This is a genomic window from Phascolarctobacterium succinatutens YIT 12067 (assembly GCF_000188175.1).
Classification (GTDB): domain Bacteria; phylum Bacillota; class Negativicutes; order Acidaminococcales; family Acidaminococcaceae; genus Phascolarctobacterium_A; species Phascolarctobacterium_A succinatutens.
In genome coordinates, this window is the sequence record NZ_GL830866.1 from 1 (window position 1) to 23,726 (window position 23,726).

The 23,726-nt window shown below is 50.6% G+C and carries 20 protein-coding genes and 1 riboswitch; of the genes, 2 read left to right on the top strand and 18 right to left on the bottom strand.

The features are described 5' to 3' along the window. The 11 genes from HMPREF9443_RS03045 to HMPREF9443_RS03095 form a co-directional block, all read right to left on the bottom strand. Positions 1-611: CaiB/BaiF CoA transferase family protein (locus HMPREF9443_RS03045; protein WP_040564931.1), on the bottom strand; the 611-nt coding region annotated here is incomplete at its 3' end. Positions 612-653: 42 nt separating this feature from the next. Continuing rightward, positions 654-1,877, bottom strand: coding sequence for a class I SAM-dependent rRNA methyltransferase (locus HMPREF9443_RS03050; protein ID WP_009145040.1), 1,224 nt, complete (start codon positions 1,875-1,877; stop codon positions 654-656). Positions 1,878-2,005: 128 nt separating this feature from the next. Further along, positions 2,006-3,709, bottom strand: coding sequence for an AAA family ATPase (locus HMPREF9443_RS03055; RefSeq protein ID WP_009145041.1), 1,704 nt, complete (start codon positions 3,707-3,709; stop codon positions 2,006-2,008). A gap of 153 nt (positions 3,710-3,862) precedes the next feature. Next, a complete protein-coding gene (locus HMPREF9443_RS03060; protein ID WP_009145042.1) occupies positions 3,863-4,684 on the bottom strand; it encodes a MetQ/NlpA family ABC transporter substrate-binding protein in 822 nt (273 codons plus the stop codon). Between the two features lie 87 nt (positions 4,685-4,771). Continuing rightward, positions 4,772-4,872, bottom strand: a riboswitch (SAM riboswitch). 107 nt (positions 4,873-4,979) lie between these two features. Continuing rightward, positions 4,980-5,546, bottom strand: a complete 567-nt coding sequence (locus tag HMPREF9443_RS03065; RefSeq protein ID WP_009145043.1) for a Fe-S-containing hydro-lyase — start codon at positions 5,544-5,546, stop codon at positions 4,980-4,982. Between the two features lie 15 nt (positions 5,547-5,561). Continuing rightward, on the bottom strand, positions 5,562-6,407 hold the full coding sequence (locus HMPREF9443_RS03070) for a fumarate hydratase (protein ID WP_009145044.1): 846 nt from the start codon (positions 6,405-6,407) through the stop codon (positions 5,562-5,564). A 59-nt stretch (positions 6,408-6,466) separates the two neighbouring features. Next, positions 6,467-7,693, bottom strand: a complete 1,227-nt coding sequence (locus HMPREF9443_RS03075) for an NAD(P)-dependent malic enzyme (protein WP_040564945.1) — start codon at positions 7,691-7,693, stop codon at positions 6,467-6,469. 195 nt (positions 7,694-7,888) lie between these two features. Beyond that, a complete protein-coding gene (locus tag HMPREF9443_RS03080) occupies positions 7,889-8,368 on the bottom strand; it encodes a metallophosphoesterase (RefSeq protein ID WP_009145046.1) in 480 nt (159 codons plus the stop codon). Beyond that, positions 8,365-8,958 (bottom strand): XTP/dITP diphosphatase, encoded by a 594-nt coding sequence (locus HMPREF9443_RS03085; protein WP_009145047.1) that lies wholly within the window; start codon positions 8,956-8,958, stop codon positions 8,365-8,367. The genes HMPREF9443_RS03080 and HMPREF9443_RS03085 overlap by 4 nt, the downstream gene beginning before the upstream one ends. A 63-nt stretch (positions 8,959-9,021) precedes the next feature. Then, positions 9,022-10,347, bottom strand: a complete 1,326-nt coding sequence (locus HMPREF9443_RS03090) for a histone deacetylase family protein (protein ID WP_009145048.1) — start codon at positions 10,345-10,347, stop codon at positions 9,022-9,024. Continuing rightward, positions 10,347-11,996 carry a hydantoinase/oxoprolinase family protein gene (locus HMPREF9443_RS03095; RefSeq protein WP_009145049.1) on the bottom strand — a complete coding sequence of 550 codons (1,650 nt, stop codon included), beginning with the start codon at positions 11,994-11,996 and terminating at the stop codon, positions 10,347-10,349. The genes HMPREF9443_RS03090 and HMPREF9443_RS03095 overlap by 1 nt, the downstream gene beginning before the upstream one ends. A gap of 667 nt (positions 11,997-12,663) precedes the next feature. On the opposite strand from HMPREF9443_RS03095, the gene HMPREF9443_RS03100 reads away from it, so the two are divergent. Continuing rightward, complete coding sequence (locus HMPREF9443_RS03100) at positions 12,664-14,034, top strand: sodium-dependent transporter (RefSeq protein ID WP_009145050.1); 1,371 nt, start codon at positions 12,664-12,666, stop codon at positions 14,032-14,034. Positions 14,035-14,116: 82 nt separating this feature from the next. Here the strand turns inward: HMPREF9443_RS03100 and argH are convergent, their stop codons facing one another. The 7 genes from argH to argC all read right to left on the bottom strand — a co-directional run bounded on the left by argH (position 14,117) and on the right by argC (position 22,639). Then, on the bottom strand, positions 14,117-15,529 hold the full coding sequence (argH, locus tag HMPREF9443_RS03105) for an argininosuccinate lyase (RefSeq protein WP_009145051.1): 1,413 nt from the start codon (positions 15,527-15,529) through the stop codon (positions 14,117-14,119). Continuing rightward, complete coding sequence (locus HMPREF9443_RS03110) at positions 15,529-16,749, bottom strand: argininosuccinate synthase (protein ID WP_021720576.1); 1,221 nt, start codon at positions 16,747-16,749, stop codon at positions 15,529-15,531. The genes argH and HMPREF9443_RS03110 overlap by 1 nt, the downstream gene beginning before the upstream one ends. A 246-nt stretch (positions 16,750-16,995) precedes the next feature. Continuing rightward, positions 16,996-17,937, bottom strand: coding sequence for an ornithine carbamoyltransferase (gene argF / locus HMPREF9443_RS03115; RefSeq protein ID WP_009145054.1), 942 nt, complete (start codon positions 17,935-17,937; stop codon positions 16,996-16,998). Positions 17,938-17,956: 19 nt separating this feature from the next. Next, positions 17,957-19,132: an aspartate aminotransferase family protein gene (locus tag HMPREF9443_RS03120; protein ID WP_040564935.1), complete on the bottom strand. Its 1,176-nt coding sequence runs from the start codon at positions 19,130-19,132 to the stop codon at positions 17,957-17,959. A gap of 52 nt (positions 19,133-19,184) precedes the next feature. Then, positions 19,185-20,075 (bottom strand): acetylglutamate kinase, encoded by an 891-nt coding sequence (argB, locus tag HMPREF9443_RS03125; RefSeq protein ID WP_009145056.1) that lies wholly within the window; start codon positions 20,073-20,075, stop codon positions 19,185-19,187. A 231-nt stretch (positions 20,076-20,306) separates the two neighbouring features. After that, on the bottom strand, positions 20,307-21,512 hold the full coding sequence (gene argJ, locus HMPREF9443_RS03130; protein WP_009145057.1) for a bifunctional glutamate N-acetyltransferase/amino-acid acetyltransferase ArgJ: 1,206 nt from the start codon (positions 21,510-21,512) through the stop codon (positions 20,307-20,309). 92 nt (positions 21,513-21,604) lie between these two features. Continuing rightward, on the bottom strand, positions 21,605-22,639 hold the full coding sequence (argC, locus tag HMPREF9443_RS03135; protein ID WP_040564937.1) for an N-acetyl-gamma-glutamyl-phosphate reductase: 1,035 nt from the start codon (positions 22,637-22,639) through the stop codon (positions 21,605-21,607). A gap of 238 nt (positions 22,640-22,877) precedes the next feature. Between argC and HMPREF9443_RS03140 the strand changes: the two genes are divergently transcribed. Next, positions 22,878-23,702, top strand: coding sequence for a transglycosylase domain-containing protein (locus HMPREF9443_RS03140; protein ID WP_009145059.1), 825 nt, complete (start codon positions 22,878-22,880; stop codon positions 23,700-23,702). The last annotated feature ends 24 nt before the right edge of the window (positions 23,703-23,726 follow it).

The window sequence follows — 23,726 nt, forward strand, 5'->3', positions numbered from 1 at the left end:
CGGGTGCTCAGCACCTGCGAAGTTTGAGCTATTTCCTGCCCCTCGCCCGTCATCTGTGCATGGCGCAGCGCAATCATAATGCTCATGCCCGCCGCCATCGACGCATTCATATCCGCCATCAGCACGCCCGGAATCGCCGGCTTGCCCTGCGCCTCACCGCTCATAGCGGTAATGCCTGCCAAGCTCACATAACCGATATCATGGTCGGCCTGCTTGGCCAGCGGCCCCTTTTTGCCGTAGCCTGTCAGCGAGCAGTAGATAATTCGCGGATTCACTGCCTTCGCCGCCGCATAGTCAATTCCCAGCTTCGTCAGTACGCCCGGACGATAGCTTTCCACCACCACGTCGGCGGTTTTCACCAGCTCCAGAAACGCCTTGCGTCCCGCATCCGACTTCAGGTTAAGCACTACGCTCTTTTTATTGCGGTTCAGCTGCAGATGCCAGTAACCGAAATCCTTGAGGAACGGCGGAAAGCTGCGGGCATAATCACCCCGTCCCGGCTCCTCGATTTTAATAACCTCCGCGCCGAAATCGGCCAGCAGCATTGTACAATACGGTCCCGGCAGCAGCCGTGACAAATCAAGCACACGAATACCCTCTAAAGCCTGCACAATAACGCCCCCTTAACAGCAGCATATTTTTAGACTGAGTTTTTATACTACCTGGAAGATATAGAATTTGAGATAATTGGTTTCCGGCACCTGCCACAGAATCGGATGGTCCGGAGATTGCTGACGTGCTTCAATCTGACGCAGGGAAACGTTGGCATCATGCGCAGCGTCCTGCAGCATCTTCACGAATAGCTCCTCCTTCATAAAGTGCGAGCAGGAGCAGGTTGCCAGATAACCGCCGCGCGGCAGCAGCTTCATGGCCTTCAGGTTGATTTCCTTGTAACCGCGAATCGCATTCTTTACCGTGCTGCCGGATTTGGTGAACGCCGGCGGGTCCAGAATAATAAAGTCATATTCACGGGAATGCTTGTTGAACAAATCGCTCAGCAAATCAAAAACATTCGCCTGCAGGCCGTGCATAACATCGGAGCAATTGTTAATCGCAGCGTTATGCTCCGCCATCTGCACTGCCTCCGCACTGATATCAACCGCGGTAACGCTCGCAGCGCCGCCCTTGGCAGCATTCAGCGCAAAGGAGCCGGTGTGGGTAAAGCAGTCCAGCACATGCTTGCCCTTGGCAATCTTGGCAATCGCCTGACGGTTATACTTCTGGTCGAGGAAGAAGCCGGTCTTTTGGCCGTTTTCTACATCAACCGTATATTCGATGCCGTTTTCGACAATCTCGGTAGTCACAGCGCCGGGTTCGGGGCACAAATCGGTAGCAAACCAGTGCTTGCCCTCCTCCATGCCCTCCAGCAGGCGGATTCTTACGTCGTTGCGCTCGTACAGGCCACGGATTTCCTGTCCCATCTCGCGCAGAATTTTAATCAGCAGTTCAAACAGCATCTGCTTGCGCATTTCAATACCCAAGGACAGGGTTTGCGTTACCAGCAGATCATTATAGCGGTCTACGGTCAGTCCGGGGAACATATCCGCTTCGCCGAAAATCAGACGGCAGCAGTTAAAATCACGCTCGCCCATAACCGTCAGGCGGTAATCCAGCGCATAGCGCAGACGACGCTCCCAAAAGGCTTCGTCAAACTTATCATTAGTATTAGTGGAAATAATGCGCACACGGATTTTGGAATGGTCGTTCACAAAACCGGTGCCCAAATACTTGCCCTTGGACGTTACTACATCCACCAGATCACCGTTGGCATAATCGCCTTCAATTTTAGTTACCTCTTCACCGAACACCCAGGGATGACCGCCGCGTGCGGCACGCTCTCCCTTCGGGGTTACGAAAAATTTTGCATATTTACGCATATTCTACCTCACGATTTTAAGATTAGTTTTTCTTTAAGTATAGCATATTTTGCAGGCGGATGCGTCAAAAAAATAAAAAGCAGGCCCACGGCCTTACCATCAGGTAAAGCCACAAGCCTGCAAGCTATCTACAGCTTTTCTGCCACAACCCTGCATCTTTTCTTGCAGAAGGCTATGCCGTAAAGCAAAACTTTTTCTCTGCCATTATTATGCAAATAATCTGCGTAGCGTTTTGCGCGAATCTGCGCCAACGCCTTCGCACAGCTCTTCTCCATAGCCGTCATCGTCTGCGCATACTTCAGCTCTACGATTACGCCTGCATCCAAATCATCTGTTTCAACAATAATGTCCGCAAAGCCCTCGCCCGCTTCCACATTAGAGCGCACCAGCCAGTCTGCCTTTCCTGCCAGCAAGCCTACCAAAAGCATGTGATAGGAATTTTCTCTTTCCGCATCCCTGCCCTTAGCATCAAAAACACTGATGGAATTGCTGAGAGTCCTGTTCAAAAACAACTCTACCGCCTCGCTGTCACCCATGGCGAAAGCCTGCCAAAAGCTCTGCAGCTGCTCAGTGTCGGCAAAAACTTTCTTTTTAAACCATTCCTGAATCTGCAGCTTGTACACCTCGCGAATCTCCTGATTGGGGATCACCAGCTTATACGCGCCATCCTCAGTCACGCCCTTCTGCGTAAGATAACCGGTGGTAAAAAGCACGCTCCAAAGATTATCTATACTGCTGTCAATTACATCATAGGTCAGTTCCAAGCGGATATGCTTTTCTATAGCCTCGCCTGCAACAAGACGCTCCAGTTCATCACGCGTCGATTTATCAGCCATCTCTATAAAGAGCTTCACCAAAGCATTGCCACTGGTATTTATCCAATAAGCCTGCGGTTTGGCCGACGGATTGCTGCGCAGCATATCTACATGATTAATGACATCCCACGGACAATAAACATCAGCGGCACCAAAGCGGTAGCCGTCATACCACGCCTTGGTTTCATCAAGATGGTCTGCCAGATTATAAGCCGCCAAAAGCTGCTCCACCTCAGCATCCGTAAAGCCAAACTGTTCATCAAAACGGTTATCGGTAATCGAAAGCACCTTAAAATTATTCAGACCGGTAAAAATGCTTTCTTTAGAAACACGCAGGCAGCCCGTCAACACAGCAAACTGCAGAAACTCGTTAGTCTTTAAGGCCTGGCCGAGCATACCGCGGATAAGTGACACCATTTCCTTATAATAGCCATTCTGAAAGGCCTTATCCAAAGGCACATCATATTCATCAAGCAGGATAATCGTTTTTTGTCCGTAATGCTTAGATAAAAGCTTCGATAAAAGCTGCAAAGCAGAAACAAGAACTTCACCTGCCAGCGCATAACGTCCCTCGCGCACCGCCGTCAATCCGCAATATAAGCTTCGCTCATTTTCCGTCAGCTTATCGCTCTGCGCCAAAAAAGCAAAGCGCTCCGCTTCTCCGGCAATCAACTCAGCCAAACGATACTGCGCATCGGCAAAGGTAAGTCCCTCTACATTCTTAAAGGAAAAAAAAATTACCGGATATTTTCCCTGATACTCCTCGCACAGCTTCTTGTTTTTTGCAATCTGCAGGCCGTCAAACAACGAAGCATCTGCTCCTATCTCAAAGAAATAGCGCAGCATACTCATATTCAGCGTCTTGCCGAAGCGCCGCGGTCTTGTAAACAAATTAACCTTGCCCCAGCCGTCCAGCAGCTGTTCAATGAATTTTGTTTTATCAACATAGTAAAAGCCCGCCTGACGAATTTCCGCAAAATCTTCTATTCCCACAGGCAGTTTTAAAGCTTCCGTCATATGCTAAGCTCCCCCTTTCCGCAGCAGTAAAACGTTCTACACGCATCCCGTCTTTTTTTATAATTGTATCATTATTACACCTGCATCGGCAACAAAATTTTGCTATATAAAAAAGCTGTCGCACTTTGACATGCGACAGCAGTTTTGCTTTGCTTAGAACGCTGCAACAACAGCACCTTTGTATTTTTCGTCAATGAACTTCTTAACTTCGGGAGAACGCAGAGCATTCATCAGCTTCTGGATTTCCGGACGGTTTTCGTCGCCCTTGCGGACAGCTACGATGTTAGCATACGGAGATTCCTTCGGCTCGGTGAACAGAGAATCCTTAACTGGATTCAGCTTAGCTTCCATAGCGAAGTTAGAGTTGATAACGGACAAATCGGTATCATCCATGGAACGCGGCAGCAGAGCAGCTTCGATTTCCACAATCTTCAGCTTCTTGTCGTTGCCAACGATATCGCCTACGGTAGCCTTAACGCCAACGCCATCCTTCAGCTTCAGCAGCTTAGCGCTTTGCAGCAGAGCCAGCGCACGGCCGCCGTTGGACGGGTCATTCGGAATAGCGATTTTAGCGCCTTCGGGAATATCATTCAGAGATTTGATTTTCTTGGAATAAATGCCCATCGGCTCGATATGTACCTTGCCTGCGGATACAAGATTCATCTTGCGCTCGGAAACAAAGGTATCCAGATAAGGCTCATGCTGGAAGAAGTTGGCATCCAGCTCCTTGTCGTTCAAAGCCAGATTCGGTTTTACATAATCGCTGAATTCGATAATCTGCAGGTCTACGCCCTCTTTAGCCAGAGTGCCTTTAATCTGGTTCAGGATTTCAGCGTGCGGTACAGCGGTAGCACCAACCTTAAGGGTTACCTTTTTGTCAGCACCGTTGTCTGCCTTTTTGTCTCCGCCGCCGCAGCCTGCAGCAACAACTGCCAGGCTTACTAATGCCAGTAATGCAACTAATAATTTTTTCATCTTTTCTTACTCCCTTTCTTTATTTAACACGTCTTGCAAAACATCCGCCTAAGAAAAAAACTCCTTCTGAGGAAGGAGCCGGTCTTCCTCTCATCTTTCAAGATTACACTTGCAGGATGTAGCACCATAACATTTGTCTGGTTGCCGGGCATCATCGGGCCTGTTCCCTCCGCCACTCTTGATAAGAGCGTGTTATTAAGATGTGAGTAATAATATATTATCCTAGTGTCTTTGTCAACATTAATCGCAAAAAAAATTAAGGGCAGAAAATCCTGCCCTCAATCTGTTAACAATGTTACTCTTTTCTGTACTTAGCAATACCAACTTTATAGAAGTCATTACCCTCGCTGTCGATGCAGACGATAGCCGGGAAATCCTTAACCTCGTATCTACGGATAGCTTCCGGTCCCAGGTCCTCGTAAGCAATCATGGTTTCGCTCTTGATGGATTGGGTGATAACAGCAGCAGCACCGCCTACAGCAACGAAATAAACAGCGCCATGCTTCGCGCAGGCATCAATAACCTCCTGGCTGCGCAGACCTTTGCCGATCATGCCGCGCATGCCCTGCTCGATCATAGTCGGAGTGTATTTGTCCATACGGCCGCTGGTGGTGGGGCCGGCACTGCCGACAACCTCGCCCGGTTTGGCAGGAGTAGGACCAACGTAATAAATAACATTATTGGTCAGGTCCAAAGGCAGCTTTTCGCCGCGCTCCAGCGCTTCATACAAACGCTTGTGAGCAGCGTCGCGTGCAGTGTAGATATAACCGCTGATGCGTACAACGTCGCCTGCATGCAGGTCTTTGACAGTTTCTTCGGTCAGCGGAGCATTGATATATTTGATTACAGCTTCTTCACTCATCTTCAGGCGCCTCCTTTAAATTTCTGCTTCAGCCTTGCGTGCCTGGTGGCAGTTCAGGTTTACAGCGCAGGGCATACCACCGATATGGGTATGGGTAAATTCAACATTTACAGCCAGAGCGGTAGTGCTGCCGCCTAAGCCGGAAGGACCAACGCCGGTCTTATTTACCAGCTCCAGCAGCTCGTCCTCCAGTGCCGCATAGCGCTCATCCTTGTTGTGCTCGCCTACGGTACGGGTCAGCGCGTATTTAGCCAGAATAGCGGCGCGCTCCATGTTGCCGCCGATGCCTACGCCGACGGTAATCGGCGGGCAGGGGTTCGGGCCTGCAGCACGCACGGTATCAACAACAAATTTTTTGATGCCTTCAACACCGTCTGCCGGCTTCAGCATCTTCAAAGCGCCCATGTTTTCGCTGCCGCAGCCTTTGGGGCAAACGATAATTTTAACCTTTTCACCGGGAACAATCTTGGTGTGGATGATTGCCGGAGTATTATCACCGGAATTTTTACGATCAAATACCGGGTCGCCTACAGAGGATTTACGCAGATAGCCTTCAGTGTAGCCCTTTGCTACGCCTGCATGAATGGCAGTATACAAATCGCCGTCAACGAAATGCACTTCCTGGCCGATTTCCAGAAATACAACGGTCAGACCAGTATCCTGACACAGAGGAACAGCCTTTTTCTTAGCCAGCTCGAAGTTCTCAATCAAGGTAGCAAGGATTTCCCTGCCCAAAGGAGATTCTTCTTCAACAGCGGCATTTCTGATCTTGTCCATCATCTCCTGCGGGAGATAGTAGCAGGAATCCATGCACAGCTTGGCAATAACATCAGTGACTTCACTAACCTTTATTTCTCTCATGTTTTCATCCTCCTAAGCTCACATTGTCATTGTGAGAATAATATTTTTGATACTGCGGCTTAACGGCCGATGCGTTTAGCAGTATTGGCTCTTACAACCTCAGGATCTACAATTTTGCGTGCCAGGCCCTTTTCAATAGCAACCTTTGCAACAGCGGCAGCAACCGCCGGAGCAACACGCGGGTCAAAAGCGTCAGGTACTACATAATCCTCACGCAGGTCTTTTTCGTCAATCAGGTTGGCAATAGCATAAACAGCAGCAACCTTCATCTCCTCAGTGATAGCGCGTGCGCGTACATCAATAGCACCGCGGAATACGCCCGGGAATACGGTTACGTTGTTTACCTGGTTCGGTCTGTCGCTGCGGCCGGTGCCGGCAACTGCAACGCCTGCTTCCTTAGCAGCATCATAGCTGGTTTCCGGAACAGGGTTAGCCAGAGCAAAAACAATAGCCTTGTCAGCCATGCTTTGCATAATTTCTTTGGTGAATACGTTCGGAGCGGAAGCACCGATCATAACGTCCGCGCCCTTGGCAACATCAGCAAGAGTCCCCTGCTTATGCTCCTTATTGGTTACGGTAGCCAGATAGCTCTGGATGCGGTCCAGCTTAGCGTCGATGCCTTCATACAGAGCGCCGAAGCGGTCAACCATGATTACATTCTGTGCGCCCATGTTTACCAGCAGACGGCCGATAGCACTGCCGGCAGCACCGCAGCCGTTGACAACGAATTTAGCGGTAGCAATGTCTTTTTTTACAAAGCGCAGTGCGCCCAGTACAGCAGACAGGCAGGCAATAGCGGTACCATGCTGATCATCGTGGAATACAGGAATATCGCAGATTTCTTTCAGCTTATCTTCGATTTCATAGCATTTGGGAGAGGAAATATCCTCCAGGTTTACGCCTGCATAGTTAGGCTGCAGCAGCTTAACGGTGCGGATGAATTCGTCCGGATCCTTGGTATCGAGGCAAACAGGCACAGCGTCAACATCACCGAAGGTTTTGAACAGTGCAGCCTTGCCTTCCATTACCGGCATAGCAGCCTCGGGACCGATGTCGCCCAAGCCGAGTACACGGGTACCGTCGGTAATAATAGCAACCATGTTGCCGCGGCAGGTATATTCGAAGGAGAGGTTTTTGTCCTCCTTGATATCCTTGCAGGGTTCAGCTACACCCGGGGTATAGGCAATAGCCAAATCATGACGGGTTGCAATAGGCACCTTGCTTACTACAGCAATTTTGCCGTTATTGTCCATATGTAATTTAAGAGCTTCTTCACGCAGAGTCATTGTCATCTTTTTTTCCTCCCAAGATTTCCCGACGTAAGCTGTCTAAAAAATCATTAGCTCCGTCCAACAAATAGTATACACTTATTGTATATTAAACTACCCTGTTTTGCAAGATGTTTTCTGTGTAATCTACATCATTTTAAGGAATTGTCAAAAGATTTTTGCTTACTGCGCAAAATTTTCTTAACCAAAGAATCAGACCTTGAAGAATTCCACCTGCGGCGTCTGCCCCGCCTGCAGTGTAAGCACCGCAAAGCAAGGTTCCGAGCCGCCGCGGGGACGGGACGGACTGCCGGGGTTCACCAGCAGCGTTTCCGCATAATACTCGGCCATCGGCACATGCGTATGACCGAACACCACGATATCCTGCCCCAGCTGCTTGGCCCAATATCCCAAATCAGCCTGCACATTTCTTTCTATATATCTGTGTCCGTGCGTCAGCCAGATTTTATATCCTTCTATTTCCAGATACTCGTCAAATTTACTGCCGTCATCCAATAAATCACAGTTGCCGCGAACACGCACAGTTTTGATGCCTGTCGCATCATGCAGGCGGTTGGCATCGGCCGCATAATCGCCTGTATGCAGCCACAGCTCGATAGGCGGTGTCTGCTGCAGAATGCGGCGAATCGCCTGCGCACTGCCATGCGTATCACCCGTAATGCCTATTCTCATTTCTTTTTGCTCCAGATAGCAACCAGCTTACGGATTGCCTTACCGCGATGGCTGATTTTGTTTTTCTCCTGCATGGAAGCCTCTGCCATACCCTTATGCAGCTCGGTAGACCAGAACAGCGGATCATAACCGAAGCCGTTTTCACCCAAAGGCTCATGCAGCAGCATACCGTCGCAGATGCCGTCTACCTCGTTGAGCACCTTACCGTCGGGTTGTGCTACGCACAGCGCACAGCGGAAGCGGCAGGTACGCTTAACCTGAAACTTCATGTTGTGCAGCAGCAGGTTGTTGTTGTCCTCGTCGCTGGCCTTTTCGCCGGCATAGCGCGCACTGCGCACACCGGGAGCACCGTCCAGTGCCTGAACCTCCAGGCCGGAATCATCGGCGATGCAGGGCTTGCCCAGCTTCTTTGCATAATAGGTAGCCTTTTGGCGGGCATTGGCAGCAAAGGTGCGGCCTGTTTCCGCCGGTGCTTCCACTGCTTCGAAATCTGCCAGATATTTGATTTCAATCGGCAAATCCTTCATTAAAGACTTAAACTCTTCCACCTTGCCCTGATTATGGGTAGCTACAACCAATTCATTAATCATTATTTAACCTCGATTCTCAGCTTAGGACGCATATTTATTCGGCAGCGTCCTAATGCTTATTATTTATAGATTTTCTACTGTGCCTGTGGCAATGTCCTGCACAAGCACATACTGCCAGCGGCCGCGCTTCTTTTCTGCCAGCGCTGCATCGTAGGCCTTTTGCCGGCAATGCGGACAGATTTCGCGTGTCAGGCAGGTAATGAAAGCGCTCTGGTCGCCAAAGCGCGTCCCTTCGGCCGCCGTCTGCAGGGTAAAATAACCGCGGCAGGCCTTGCGTTCGCAATAATGCACGCTTTCCACCTGCTCCTCGCGGATACCCTCCTCATCGTAGTAGATATGCTTGCTGCGCTGCCAGGTATTGCCGCATTTCGCCAGCAATTCCTTGCTCGTGCGCTCACGGTTGAAGTACAAATCGCCTACCTCGGCAATAAGCTGGTCTACACGCTTATTGCAGCGCTCATCCTGCGGGCGCAGTCCGCGCAAATCAGGCTCCACCACCTTGCTGTAATCCATGCCTGCCATCGCCAGAATAATGCCGGTGTTGACATAAGGCAGGGCGCTTTCAATCGAATAACCTCCCTCCAGCACCGCAATATCAGCCTGCAGCTTATCCGCCAGACGCGCATAGCCCTGTGCTGTCACCTGCATGGAAGCCAGCGGGTCGCTGAAATGGTTATCCTGCCCGGCGCTGTTGATAATCAGCTCCGGCTGAAAGTCCTCCAGTATATGCGTGATTAAGCCATCGTACAGGCGATGCAGTCCTTCATCGCCTGTTCCCGGCAGCAAGGGTAGATTAATATTCGTGCCCCAGGCCGCAGGACTGCCTGCTTCATTAGGAAAGCCTGTGCCCGGATACAAGGTGCGCCCGTCCTGATGGAAGGAGATATACAGCGTATCGGGATCGTGGTAGAACACGTCCTGCGAGCCGTCGCCGTGATGCACGTCGGTATCCACAACAGCAATCCTACGGATATTATACCTGCTACGTAAATATTCTACCATTATTGCTTCAATATTAATAGTACAAAAACCACGGATTCCGTGTACTACACGCATAGCGTGGTGTCCCGGCGGACGCACGAGAGCAAAGGCACGCTGTACCTCCCGCTGCATTACGGCATCGGCCGCCACCAGGCAGCCTCCCGCAGAGGTCAGATGCGCCGGCGTAATCAGACGTGCAATCGCCGGCACGCCTACATGCGCACGCTGCAAATCCTCGATTTCAGCAAGACGCGGGCGATATTCCTTAATCTCCTCGCAGTCAAAGAGGCCCTCCTCCTCCAGCTGGTCGCGTGTATATAATAAGCGCTCCTGCCGTTCGGGGTGACCGGGGCTGATCATCCAGTCAAACGCAGGGAAAAATACTAATCCCAAGGTATTCTTTGCCATCAGAAGCTCACCTCCCTGCCGCTAACCTTATAGAGAATTCCCGGCTTCAGCTGCATGCGCAGGCTATAAATATCGCCGGTTTCGTAATAGCCGTGTACTGTATGAAAATGCTCGTAGCTGATAAGCTCCGTTTCCTGGTCGGGCAGCTGCCACTGCGCCGTCTGCTCCCGCAGCCAGCTTGCCAGCAGCTCCTCCGCCGCCTGCTTATTGAAGCGTCGCGGCAGGCTTTCGCGTTTTCCGCCCTCAGGAATAATGTAATAGCCGTCGGTAGTGTCCGCACGCAGTCCTGCGCTCAGCGTCGGCCTTGCCACCGCTGCACCTATAGCGTTCGCCACCATCGCTCCGGCAGGAATATCCACCGGCAGCGCCATAGCCTCGCCCAGCGCCCTGATTAAGCCCGGTGCGCCACCGCCAACGCCAATCAGTTGCTGCGGGATGAATTCCGTGCCCTTGATAACATCGTTAACCGTATACACGGGCTGCTTGGCCCATTCGTCCAGCATTTCCCGAATCGTCGTCTTAATCTGCTCAACGGCAGCAGCCACAATCTTGCGTGCTTCTCTCTGCGGTTCGCCGCCCAAATCGGCAATCGCCGCCTGTGCCCGCTCTTCGTCACCGAAATGCACATAACCCGCCGTAATCAGCGCATCGCTCAGCGTCGCTATGCTGCCGCCGACAGCAGCAGCGGGACCTTCGCGTTCGGGACCGACAACATAACCGTTTTCCGTCTTATGCAGCCTGCTGTCGCCGCCGATGCCGATGCTACGCATATGAAAGGCACGCACCGCCGTAGGATAACCGGCAACCGTTGCACCCTTGCGGGCCATCAGCGGCAGGCCGTTCTCCCAGAAGGCAATGTCGGTAGTAGTGCCGCCCACATCCAGCGAGATGCTGTTCACTGCGGGAGCACAAAGCGCCTCTATGCCCAGTACGGAAGCAGCAGGACCGGTAAACACAGCCTCCACCGGCTGCTGCAAGGCTGCTTCTAGCGGCAGCGTACCGCCGTCCGCCTTCAAGATATGCACCGGAGCGCGGATGCCGCGCTCTGCCAGAGCACGTTCCACGCGCTTGCAGAAGCGGGTGAAAAGCTCATAAACCTGCGCGGAAAAATACGCCGAATTGCTGCGGCGCACAAAATTCAGCTCACCGCTCAGCTCGCTGCCCAAAAACACCTTGCTGTAGCCGCATTTTTTCAGCTCATGCTCCGCCTGATATTCCAGCTGCGGGTTACGCACGGAAAACTTGCCGCTCACCGCACACACACCGCTGCCCTTGCGCCGCAACAGCTCATGATGCCTGCTCCAATCGATATTAGCCGTAATCTTGCCGCGATGGTCCACATAACCCGACATATAGTACGGCGTCACCGGCAGATGTCCCTTGACGTTCATGCCCGGTCCGGCGATAATTACCAAAAACGCCGGCGGCAGGCTGCCCTCGGTCAAAGCGTTGGTCACAATAGTGCTGGATATTACCACACGCTCCAGCTCCTGCGCCATTCCCGGCTGCAGCACCGCATCCAGCGCCGCCAGCACGCACTGCAGCACATCGTCATGCGTTGTCGCACGCTTGGCCTGCGCCACCACCTCGCCCTGCCGCAGCACCACGGCATCCGTAAAGGTTCCGCCTACATCAATACCTAACAGCATTGCTTCATCCCTCCTTCGTTTAAACCAGAGTGTCAATGCGTATTCTTTTAATCTATACTATATTTACTTTTAACAAGCTAATAACAGACAGTCTATATTAATTATATTATATCATGTTGCCAAACTCCGTGCGAAGAAAATTCCTTGCTATAATTATATGCAACACACCCGCAAGCGTTTGCGGGCAGAAAAAAAGACGTAAGCTCCGTTGCTTACGCCTTGTAATTATTTTTGGCATCCGGGTGGGGTAATCCTGCAGACATTGTATATTTCTGCTAATGTCATGCAGCTGCGATTGCCGGATGTAAATTGCCGCCGCTTAAATTTAGCTAGGCTCTCAAAAGAGCATCATAGTAAACCAGGCTGGCAGCACCGCATAAAGATAAAACGACAGTACTCAAAATAATAAGATACTTTTTCTGCATTTTAATTCTCCTCTACACACAAAACCCATCTCTGTGTGTGAGGCTATTATAAAATAGGTACTGCCGATAGTCAAGTTAAATGTTATAACGATTTGTTATATTTAATATTCCCGATAGGCCTATATCAAATTCGCCGTTACTGCAGCCTGCGAGAGCATTTATTTCTCTTTAGCTTGCTAAAAACAGGATAATAGCTTATACTATATACTATTATTGTATTAGTAAGGGAGACGATATGTATTATGGAACGTGAGAGCTTCTCTTCACGCTTGGGATTTATCCTGATTTCTGCTGGCTGTGCCATTGGTTTAGGCAACGTCTGGCGCTTTCCTTTCGTCACAGGCCAGTATGGCGGCGCATCCTTTGTGCTCATCTACCTGTGCTTCCTGCTGCTGTTGGGCCTGCCCATCATGGTAGCGGAATTCGCCGTCGGCCGCGCAAGCAGACGCAGCCCGGCAAAATCCTTCGACACATTGGAGCCGAAGGGAACTAAATGGCATCTGTTCAAATATGTAACTATTGCCGGCAACATCATCCTGATGATGTTCTACACCACCGTCAGCGGCTGGATGCTCTATTTCCTCTATAAAATGGCTGTCGGTGATCTTTCCGGTCTTGACGCTCAGGGTATCAAAGGCGTTTTCGGTGCTCTGCTGCAGGACCCGGCAACTATGGCCGGCAACATGGCAATCATCATCATGCTCTGCTTCGGCGTCTGCTACATGGGCGTTCGCAACGGCGTTGAACGCATCACCAAGGTTATGATGGCCTTTCTTATCGTGCTGATGGTTGTGCTGGCAGCCAACTCCATGCTGCTTCCGGGCAGTGAAGCCGGCCTCAAGTATTACCTCTACCCCGACTTCGACAAAATTGCCGAGCACGGTGTACGCGAGGTAATCTTCGCCGCTATGGGCCAGGCCTTCTTCACACTGAGCATCGGCATGGGCTCTCTTTCCATCTTCGGCAGCTACATCGGCAAGGAGCAGAAGCTCACCAACGAAGCACTGTGGATTATGTTCCTCGATACCTTCGTAGCAATCGTTGCCGGTCTGATTATCTTCCCGGCATGCTTCAGCTTCGGTATCCAGCCGGATGCGGGCCCGAACCTGCTCTTCATCACCCTGCCTAACGTATTCAACGCTATGAACGGCGGACGTATCTGGGGCACCCTTTTCTTCCTCTTCATGCTCTTTGCGGCAATGTCCACTGTTATTGCCGTATTCGAAATGATTATCTCCAGCATCTGCGAGCTGACTGGCGGTGACCGCCGTCGCCTCATCCCCTTTGCTGTTATCGGCATGATTCTGCTGTCCCTGCCCTGCGTTTTCGGCTTCAATATCTGGAGCGGCTTTGAGCCTCTGGGCAAAGGCACCTGCGTGCTAGATCTGGAAGACTTCCTCGTCAGCAACAATATTCTGCCTTTAGGCAGCCTAATCTTCCTGGCCTTCTGCACTACCCGCTACGGCTGGGGCTGGAACAAATTCATTGAAGAGGTTGATACCGGCAAGGGCATCGGCTTCCCGAAATGGATGCGCTTCTATGCAACCTACATTCTGCCGCTGATTGTACTGTACATCTTCTTCAACGGCTATTACGCTATGTTCTTCAAATAACATAAGCAAAACAAAACGAGCAAGATAGCAGCTTTCGCTACTGTCTTGCTCATTTTTTATGCGCTTGGCGCGTTATTTTTAATTACAGCTTGCTTTGCAGCTCCTCCAGCTTAGCCTGCTGCACTGCCAGCACCTTGTCGCCGATAGCGAACTGCTTCTCGTTTTCGGAGAAAGCAGGTCCGCCGTAGGATTTACGTGCTTCTACGCAATGCTCGGGCTTCAGAGCTACCAGCAAATCGCTCTCGAAGAGGTCGGAGAACTGCTTGTATTCCTCCAGAGAAATCTCCGGCAGGAATTTGCCCTGATGAATAGCATAGGCAACGCATTTGCCGACAACCTCATGTGCCTGACGGAAGGGCAGTCCCTTGCGTACCAGATAGTCTGCCAGGTCGGTGGCATTGGAGAAATCCTTGCTCACTGCCTGCGCCATCTTGTCCACATTAACCGTCATCGTCAGAATCATATCACGATAAACAGCCAGCGTGAATTTAACGGTGTCGATAGCGTCGAAGAAGCCTTCCTTATCCTCCTGCAGGTCCTTGTTATAGGTCAGCGGCAGGCCCTTAGCCGTTGTCAGCATAGCCATCAGATGACCATACACACGGCCGGTTTTACCGCGTACCAGCTCGGAAATATCAGGGTTCTTCTTCTGCGGCATCATGGAAGAACCGGTGGCAAAAGCATCGTCCAGCTCAACAAAGCCGAATTCGGTGCTGCTCCAGAGGCAGATTTCCTCGCTCAGACGGCTCATGTGCATCATGAGGGTGGAAGCAAAGGAAAGGAATTCAATAATATAGTCACGGTCGCTTACTGCGTCCATGCTGTTCGGATAAACTGTGCCGAAGTTCAGCTCCTCCGCAACCATAAAACGGTCAATGGGGAACGTAGTGCCTGCAATCGCACCGGCACCCAGCGGCATCATGTCCGCGCCTTCCCAAACGCCCAGCAGGCGGCGGAAGTCACGCTGCAGCATATTGAAATATGCCAGCATATGATGAGCAAAGGTAATCGGCTGCGCACGCTGCAGATGGGTATAACCCGGCATCAGAGTTTTTTCGTGCTTTTTGGCAACTGTTAAAAGAGCTTCCTCAAATTTGAGTAAAAGCTCGGCAATTTCGGCAACCTCACGCTTCATATACATATGCATATCGAGTGCAACCTGGTCGTTACGGCTGCGTGCGGTATGCAGACGGGCGCCGGCGCTGCCGATACGTTCGGTCAGACGCGCTTCCACATTCATATGAATATCCTCCAGCGTAACGTCAAAATGGAAGTTGCCTGCTTCAATATCAGCCAGGATGTCTTTCAGACCGGCAATGATTTTCTCCCCGTCCTCTGCCGGAATGATACCGCATTTAGCCAGCATACCGGCATGAGCAATGCTGCCGCGGATATCCTCGTGATATAAGCGTTTATCAAAATCAATGGACGCATTAAATGCGTCCACCAATTCGTTCGTATTCTTACTGAAACGACCGCCCCAAAGCTTAGCCATTATTTCAGGTTGCCTTTCTTCATCAGCGCTCTAACTTTCAGCGGCAGGCCGAAGAGGTTGATGAAGCCGGTAGCATCTGCCTGGTTGTAAACTTCGTCTTCGCCGAAGGTTACATATTCCTGGCTGTACAGGGAGTACGGGGATTTAACGCCTGCACTGTAGATGTTGCCTTTATAAAGTTTCATGCGAACAGTACCGGTAACGGTTTTTTGAGTTTCGTTAACGAAAGCATCCAGAGCCTCACGCAGCGGGCTGAACCACATGCCATCGTAAACCAGCTCGGAATAACGGATGGAAACCTGTTGCTTGAAGGATTGGGTTGCACGGTCCAGACAAAGGTTTTCCAGATCGTTGTGGCCGTAGTAGATGATAGCGCCGGCAGGGTTTTCATAAACGCCACGGGATTTCATGCCAACCAGACGATCTTCAACCATATCGGTAATACCAACAGCGTTGCGGATACCGATTTCGTTCAGTTTTTCAACGAGCTTAGCCGGGCTGAGTTTTTCACCGTTAACGCTTACAGGTACGCCTTCAACGTATTCCAGTTCAACATATTCCGGTTTATCGGGAGCTTTTTCAGGAATGTTGGTAACGATGAACAATTCATCTTTCGGTGCATTCCACGGATCTTCCAGGTCGCTGCCTTCATGGGACAGATGCCACATGTTGCGGTCCATGGAGTAGTCATGGTCATGGGATACAGGGATAGGAATGTTATGTGCTGCAGCATAGTCGATTTCCTGGTCACGGCTGCGCAGTTCCCACTCACGCCACGGAGCAATGATTGCCAGCTGCGGAGCCAGAGCCTTTACGGACAGTTCGAAACGAACCTGGTCGTTGCCTTTGCCGGTAGCACCGTGAGCAATAGCATCAGCGCCTTCTTTTTCAGCGATTTCAACTAATTTTTTAGCAATCAGCGGACGAGCGAAGGAAGTACCCAGCAGGTATTTCTTTTCGTATACAGCACCGGCCTTAACAGTGGGCCATACATAGTCGCTGATGAATTCTTCTTTCAGGTCCATGATGTAGCATTTGCTTGCACCGGTTTTCAGTGCTTTGTCATGAACGGGTTCCAGTTCGTCGCCTTGGCCAAGGTCAGCGCAGGCAGCGATAACTTCGCAGTTGTTGTAATGCTCTTTCAGCCAGGGGATAATTACGGATGTATCAAGGCCACCGGAGTAAGCCAGAACTACTTTCTTAATATCTTCTTTTTTCATTATAATAGCCTCCCATTTCTGTATAATGCTATGCATTAGTGAATAAACTTACAAACTTCTTGTATTATATACCCTTTTTATGCATAAATCAAGTATTTAAGCGCATGTATACAATACTTTTTGTGTACTAGATGTAACAAAAAGCCTAAAATATAGCTTATTTCAGAAAATTTTATCTGTATACAAGAACGGCTAAGCATATAAACTATACGCTCAGCCGTTATATTTATACATTCAAGACCTGATTTAGAGTACTTCGTCGCTCATCAGCAGCGCCATAATAGCCTTTTGTACGTGCAGTCTGTTCTCTGCCTGGTCGAATACAACAGATTGCGGTCCTTCCAGCACTTCCTCGGTAATTTCTTCACCGCGGTGTGCAGGCAGGCAATGCAGAACGATTGCTTCCGGACGTGCTTCGTTCAGCAGCGCCTGGTTAATCTGATAATTATGCAGTGCTTTGAAACGAACCTCACGCTCTGCTTCCTCGCCCATGCTGGTCCATACATCGGTATAGAGCACGTCGGCGCCCTTAGCAGCCTTGAAGATGTCCTCCTCTACGGTAATGCTGCAGCCGGTTTGGGCAGCGTCCTCCTGTGCCAGACGCAGGATTTCCGGATCAGGCTGATAGCCCTTCGGGCTGGCGCAGATCATGTTCATGCCAACCTTAGCGCAGGCAAACATCAAAGAGTGTGCCATGTTGTTGCCGTCGCCTACATAAACCAGCTTACGGCCTTTGAGCACCTTCATCTTCTCCTGAATAGTGAAGATATCAGTCAGAGCCTGGCAGGGATGCAGCAAATCGGTCAGGCCGTTGATAACAGGAACGCTTGCATATTTAGCCAGCTCAATAACGGAATCATGTGAGAAGGTACGGATCATAATACCGTCAACGAAGCGGGAAAGTACACGCGCAGTATCGCGAATCGGTTCGCCGCGGCCGATTTGGGAAGCGGAATCGCTCAGATAAATCGGATGGCCGCCCAGCTGCCAGAAGCCAACCTCAAAAGAGGTTCTGGTACGGGTAGAAGCCTTGGAGAACAGCATAGCCAGAGTTTTGCCCTTCAAATATTGGTGAGGCTCACCGGCCTTTTGCTTACGTTTCAATTTTTTTGCCACATCAAGAATTGTTGCGACCTCGCCTACGCTAAGGTCATGAATAGAAATCAGGTCTTTGTCTTTTAAACTCATTTTTTATCCCCTCTCGTTTTTAACAGGCCGCCAGCGCCTTATCCAGCGCAGCAACCACGATATCAATTTCTTCCTTGCTGATAATCAGCGGCGGTACAATGCGGATAACATTACCCGCAGTACAGTTCACAATAACATGGTTTTCCAGGCAGCTTTCCACAATCGGCTTGCCCTCGCCGGCAACCTCCATGCCCAGCATCAGGCCGCAGCCGCGGACATCGGTAACCTTGTCAGGATATTTTTCCTGCAGCGTACGCAGCTCATTCTTAAAGTATTCACCCTTCTCCGCAACCTTGTCTACCAGTCCTTCGGACTTGATAGTCGTCAGCGTTGCGTATACAGCGGCGCAGGCCAGCGGGTTACCGCCGAAGGTGCCGCCGTGGTCGCCGGGCTTAAACACATGCGCCAGGCGCTCCGGCACAGCAAAGCCTGCAACTGGGAAGCCTCCGCCGATGCCCTTGGCAAAGGTCAGGATATCAGGCTTCACGCCGCTGTGCATATAAGCAAACCATTTGCCGGTACGAGCAACACCGGTCTGCACCTCGTCGAAAATCAGCAGCGCATCATGCTTATCGCACAGCGCACGCACCTGCTGCAAATACTCAGCAGGCGGTACATGCACGCCGCCCTCGCCCTGAATAGGCTCCAGCAGAACAGCGCAGACATCATCATCCATTTGAGCCTCCAGCGCCTTAATATCGCCGTAAGGTACAAGCACATGTCCGGGGCTCAGCGGACCGTAGCCCACATGATAATAATCATGGCCGGTAGCAGCCAGCGTATCAAAGGTGCGTCCGTGGAAGGATTCGTCGGCAGAAATAATTTTATATTTCGTAGGCGCTTTGCTCACGCCGTATTTACGCGCCAGCTTCATAGCGCCCTCATTGCCCTCGGCACCGCAGTTGGCAAAGAAAATGCGGTCCATACCGGTAACCTCGGCCACAACACGCAAGGCCTTTACCTGAATCTCGGTATAATACAGATTGGAGCAGTGCATCAGCTTAGCAGCCTGCTCACTGATAGCCTTCACCAGCACCGGATGATTGTAACCAAGGCTGTTGACAGCAATACCGGCAAAGGCATCCACATACTCATTGCCCTCGTTGTCCCACACACGGCAGCCATGGCCAAGCTCCATAACCATCGGATATCTGCCGAAAACAGGCAGATAATATTTTTCTGTTTCTTCTATAATAGTTTTTTATCCATTGCCAAGAATATCTCCCCCTCATGCAAGATCCCTGCTATCAGATTTCTTTAACTACCTCGGTACCAACGCCCTTGTCGCTGAACAGCTCCATCAGAATAGAATGCTCGGCACGGCCGTCAATAATATGTGTTTTCTTGGCACCGCCGCTCAAAGCCTTAATGCAGGAACGAACCTTAGGAATCATGCCGCCGTCAATGCTGCCCTTGAGGATAAGCTCATGAGCCTTTTCAAAGGTCAAAGTGGAAATGAAGCTGCTTTCATCCGGATATGCGGAATAAATACCGCGGACATCAGTCAGCACCAGCAGCTTTTCTGCCTTCAGCGCACCGGCAATTTCACCGGCAGCAACATCTGCGTTAATGTTATAGGTTTCACCCTCGTCACCGACGCCGGTCGGAGCGATTACAGGAATATAACCGCCGTCCAGCAGGCAGTTAATCAAATCGGTGTTGACCTCTTTAACGCTGCCGACAAAACCGATATCTACCAGGTTAACCTCACCGTTTTCATAAACATCAGCCAGATATTTTTTAGCCTTCAGCAGGTTAGCATCCTTGCCGTTGAGGCCGACAGCCTTGCCACCCAAAGCATTCAGACGGCCAACAAGGTCAGTGTTGATTTTGCCTACGAGCGCCATCTCGGCAATAGCTGCGGATTCTGCATCGGTTACACGCAGACCGCCGACAAATTCGCTCTTTTTACCGGCCTGCTCCAGCTGACGGCTGATTTCCGGACCGCCGCCGTGAACAACTACCGGACGCATGCCGGCGTATTGCAGGAACAGGATATCCTGCAGCACCTTGTTTTTCAGCTCATCATTCAGCATAGCGTTGCCGCCATATTTTACGACAATAGTTTTATCTTTAAAATTGCTCAGATACGGCAGTGCTTCCATTAAGGTCTGTACTTGTTGTTCGTTCATTAACATAAGTGATGTCCTCCCTCATTTTTTTATATATTTGTCTTGCGTTTATATTTATCATTGCTTCTCTCCAAAGACGTGAAAGAAAGTATTAGATGTAATCCACCATAATAATATTATGCGCTCACTACCAAGGACGAGCTAAAAAGTACCAGAGACGAGGAAAGCCGACGAAGGCGTACTAACAGTACTCCGAGGAGGCTTGACGAAGTATATGGTGCTTTATCACTCGGCCACTCAGGTATGATATTCACCGTTAATCTTCACATACTCATAACTAAAATCGCAAGTCCACACAGTGGCGCTTTCCTCCCCGGCCCCCAGGTCGATGCTCATGGAAATATCATGCTCAGCCATGGTCGGCGCCAGCTTTTCGGCAGGCACGTTGCAGTTCATGCCATTTTCTACCAGGCGGATGCCGCCGATAGACAGGTTTACCTTATCTGCCTCCATGGCAGCACCGCTGTAGCCTGCAGCGCAGACAATGCGTCCCCAGTTCGGGTCCTCGCCGAAGAAGGCTGTTTTTACCAACGGCGATTTGGCAATAGCCATCGCTGCGGTTTTGGCATCCTCCCAGGTTGCGGCACCAGTAACATTTACCTCGAGGAATTTGGTAGCGCCCTCGCCGTCATGCGCAATCATTTTGGCAAGGTCGGTAGCACAGGCAACCAGCGCTTCAAAGAAGGCCGGATAATCCGGATGCTCCTCCGAAAGAATGATTGCGTTTTCGGCAAGACCGTTGGCCAGCACAATCATGCTGTCATTGGTACTGGTATCGCCGTCGACAACAACCATGTTGAAGGATTTGTCGGCAGCCTTTTTCACCGCGCGCTTCAGCACATCGGGAGCAACGGCAGCGTCGGTAGTGATGAAGGTCAGCATAGTTGCCATGTTCGGATGAATCATGCCAGCACCCTTGGCGATACCGGCGAAGGTTACCTTCTTGCCGCCGATTTCCGTTTCATAGGCAGCGTGCTTGATAAAGGTATCCGTAGTCTGAATCGCCATAGCGCAGCTTTCACCCTCGCATTCGTCCAAGCTGTCGACAGCATCGGCAATGCCTGTTAAAAGCTTATCCATCGGCAGGAACTGGCCGATAACACCGGTGGAGCAGACAAATACTGCTTCCGGAGCGATGCCTAAAAGCTCTGCCGTATGCGCCTGCATTTTCTTGGCATCCGCCAGGCCCTGCTCGCCCGTGCAGGCGTTGGCACAGCCGCTGTTTACGGCAATCGCCTGCGCATAACCGTGCTTGTTGACCTCGCGGCTCACGAGCACAGGAGCAGCGCACATTTTATTTTGTGTAAATACCGCACCGCAGGCCGCAGGCACGGTACTGAAAATAACTGCTACATCATGATTGCCGCTGGCTTTGATACCGGCCTTGACGCCGGCAGCAATGAAGCCCTGCGGTGCAGTCACCCAGCCTTCTAATTTCTTCATGAGATTCCCCTCTTTCTCAGGTGCTTACATCTTTTCTTCTACGGCAGCATCACCGTTAAGCACCATTTTATAGTATAATAGTTATAACAATCTTAAGGAACAAGCGGCAGCTGACGCAGGCCGGCAGTTTCATCAATGCCAAACATAACATTCATGTTCTGCACTGCCTGTCCCGCAGCACCCTTAACCAGATTATCAATACAATTCATTACAATAATACGTCCTGTACGCTTATCGGTCTGCCAGCCAAGGTCCACATAGTTGGAGCCGCGGATATTCTTCAATTCCGGGCAAACTCCCTTACCGCGCAGGCGGATGAAAAATTCATCGCCGTACATTGCCTGATAGGCCTCCTCAATCTGGGCATCCGTTACGCCCTGCTTCATCTGTGCGTAGCAGGTTGCATAAATACCGCGGTCTACAGGCAGCAGATGCGGGGTGAACTGAATCACAACATCCTCACCGGCAAACTCGCTGTAAATCTGCTCGATTTCCGGTGTATGGCGGTGCGAAGCAACACCGTAGGCCTTAAAGCTTTCGTTGACACTGCAGTAAAGACTGCCTGCCTTCAGGCTGCGGCCCGCACCGGTCGTACCGCTTTTGGCATCAATCACAATGCCCTGAGCTTCAATCAGCTTATATTTTAAAAGCGGCACCAGCGCCAGAATGCTGCAGGTAGTGTAACAGCCGGGATTTGCCACCAGCTGCGCCCCGCGCACCTTATCGCGGAAAAGCTCTGTCAGACCGTAGACAGCCTGCGCCTCCGGGTCCTCATGCTTCACCTTGTACCACTGTTCAAACACATGGTAATCCTTAAATCTATAATCGCCGCCGAGGTCAATAATCTTGGTCTTGCTGCCTCGCAGCTGCTTGCCTATCTTCATAGCATGGCCATGAGGCAGGGCAATAAAAATCACATCACTTGCTGCTGCAATAGCATCCAGCTCCTGCATAGACTGCAGATTCTTTTCAATACGTCCCGACAAATGCGGATACATAGAAGCAATCGCCTCTCCCGTACTGCTCTCAGAGGTAATTACGGCAATTTCCGCTTCCGGATGTCCGTCCAAAAGTCGCAGAAGCTCAACTCCTGCGTAGCCTGTTGCACCGATAACACTTGCTTTCATATCCATCCTCCTTTGTACTCGATAATTATACAACTAAATTGTATAATTTTGCAAGCACTTTGTGAATTTTTTTGTAAAAATTAAGGGACAATAATCCATTTTACAATCTTATTTTACTACCTAAAAGGTAAATATACCAGTATTTTTTGCCAAATTCACACTTTATTGTTACAATAGACGTGAAAGCTATACACGTCACTGTTTAAAATATATTAAAATTACTAACGAGGTGTATCTTATGTTTAAAATCATTATCATGGCTTTGCTTATTTTTATAGGCATGGTGGGTTATGACAACATTACAGATAAGGCTCAGCCTACCACCCCCATACAGCAGGAACAGCAGAAGGTCAGCAAGCACGAAAAATCCGCCGCTATGGCGCTTTTCACCAGCCTGCTGCCTCCCAAGGAGGAATGGCCCTCGCCCGTACATAAATTCTATCTGGCCTTTAATATGGATGAGGTTATCGATCCTATCCGCCAAAACCCGAACTGGACAAGTCTTGACGCCATGTCGCGCGATATACCGCAGGCGTTGATTGCTATCGAGGACCACGCTTTTTATAATCACGGCGCTATTGCCGTGGAAGGCATTCTGCGCGCCGCACTGGCCAACATCAACGCCGGCGAGGTAGTGCAGGGAGGCAGCACGCTGACACAGCAGTTTGTCAAAAATGTTTTTCTGTCGCACGAGCAAAGCATGGAGCGTAAAATTGAAGAGGCCGTGCTCTCGCTCATGCTGGAGGATAATTACAGCAAGGACGAAATTCTGGAGCTTTATCTGAACACCACCTACTTCGGCGCAGGCTCCACCGGTATTAAACAGGCCAGCAGAACATACTTCGGCAAGGCACCTTCGGCGCTGACTCTGGCCGAGGCCGCCGTCATCGCCTCACTTCCCTACGCGCCCACCAGCCTCAATCCGCTGGAAAACCCCGAGGGCTGCAAAAAACGTCAGCTGCTGGTGCTGGCCGCTATGCATAAATATGGTATGATTAATCAGGGCCAGCTGGCAGAAGCCAAGACCGAAAAAATCCGTCTCACCAACGGCACCGTCATGTAAAGCTGTAACAAAATCTACATTGTA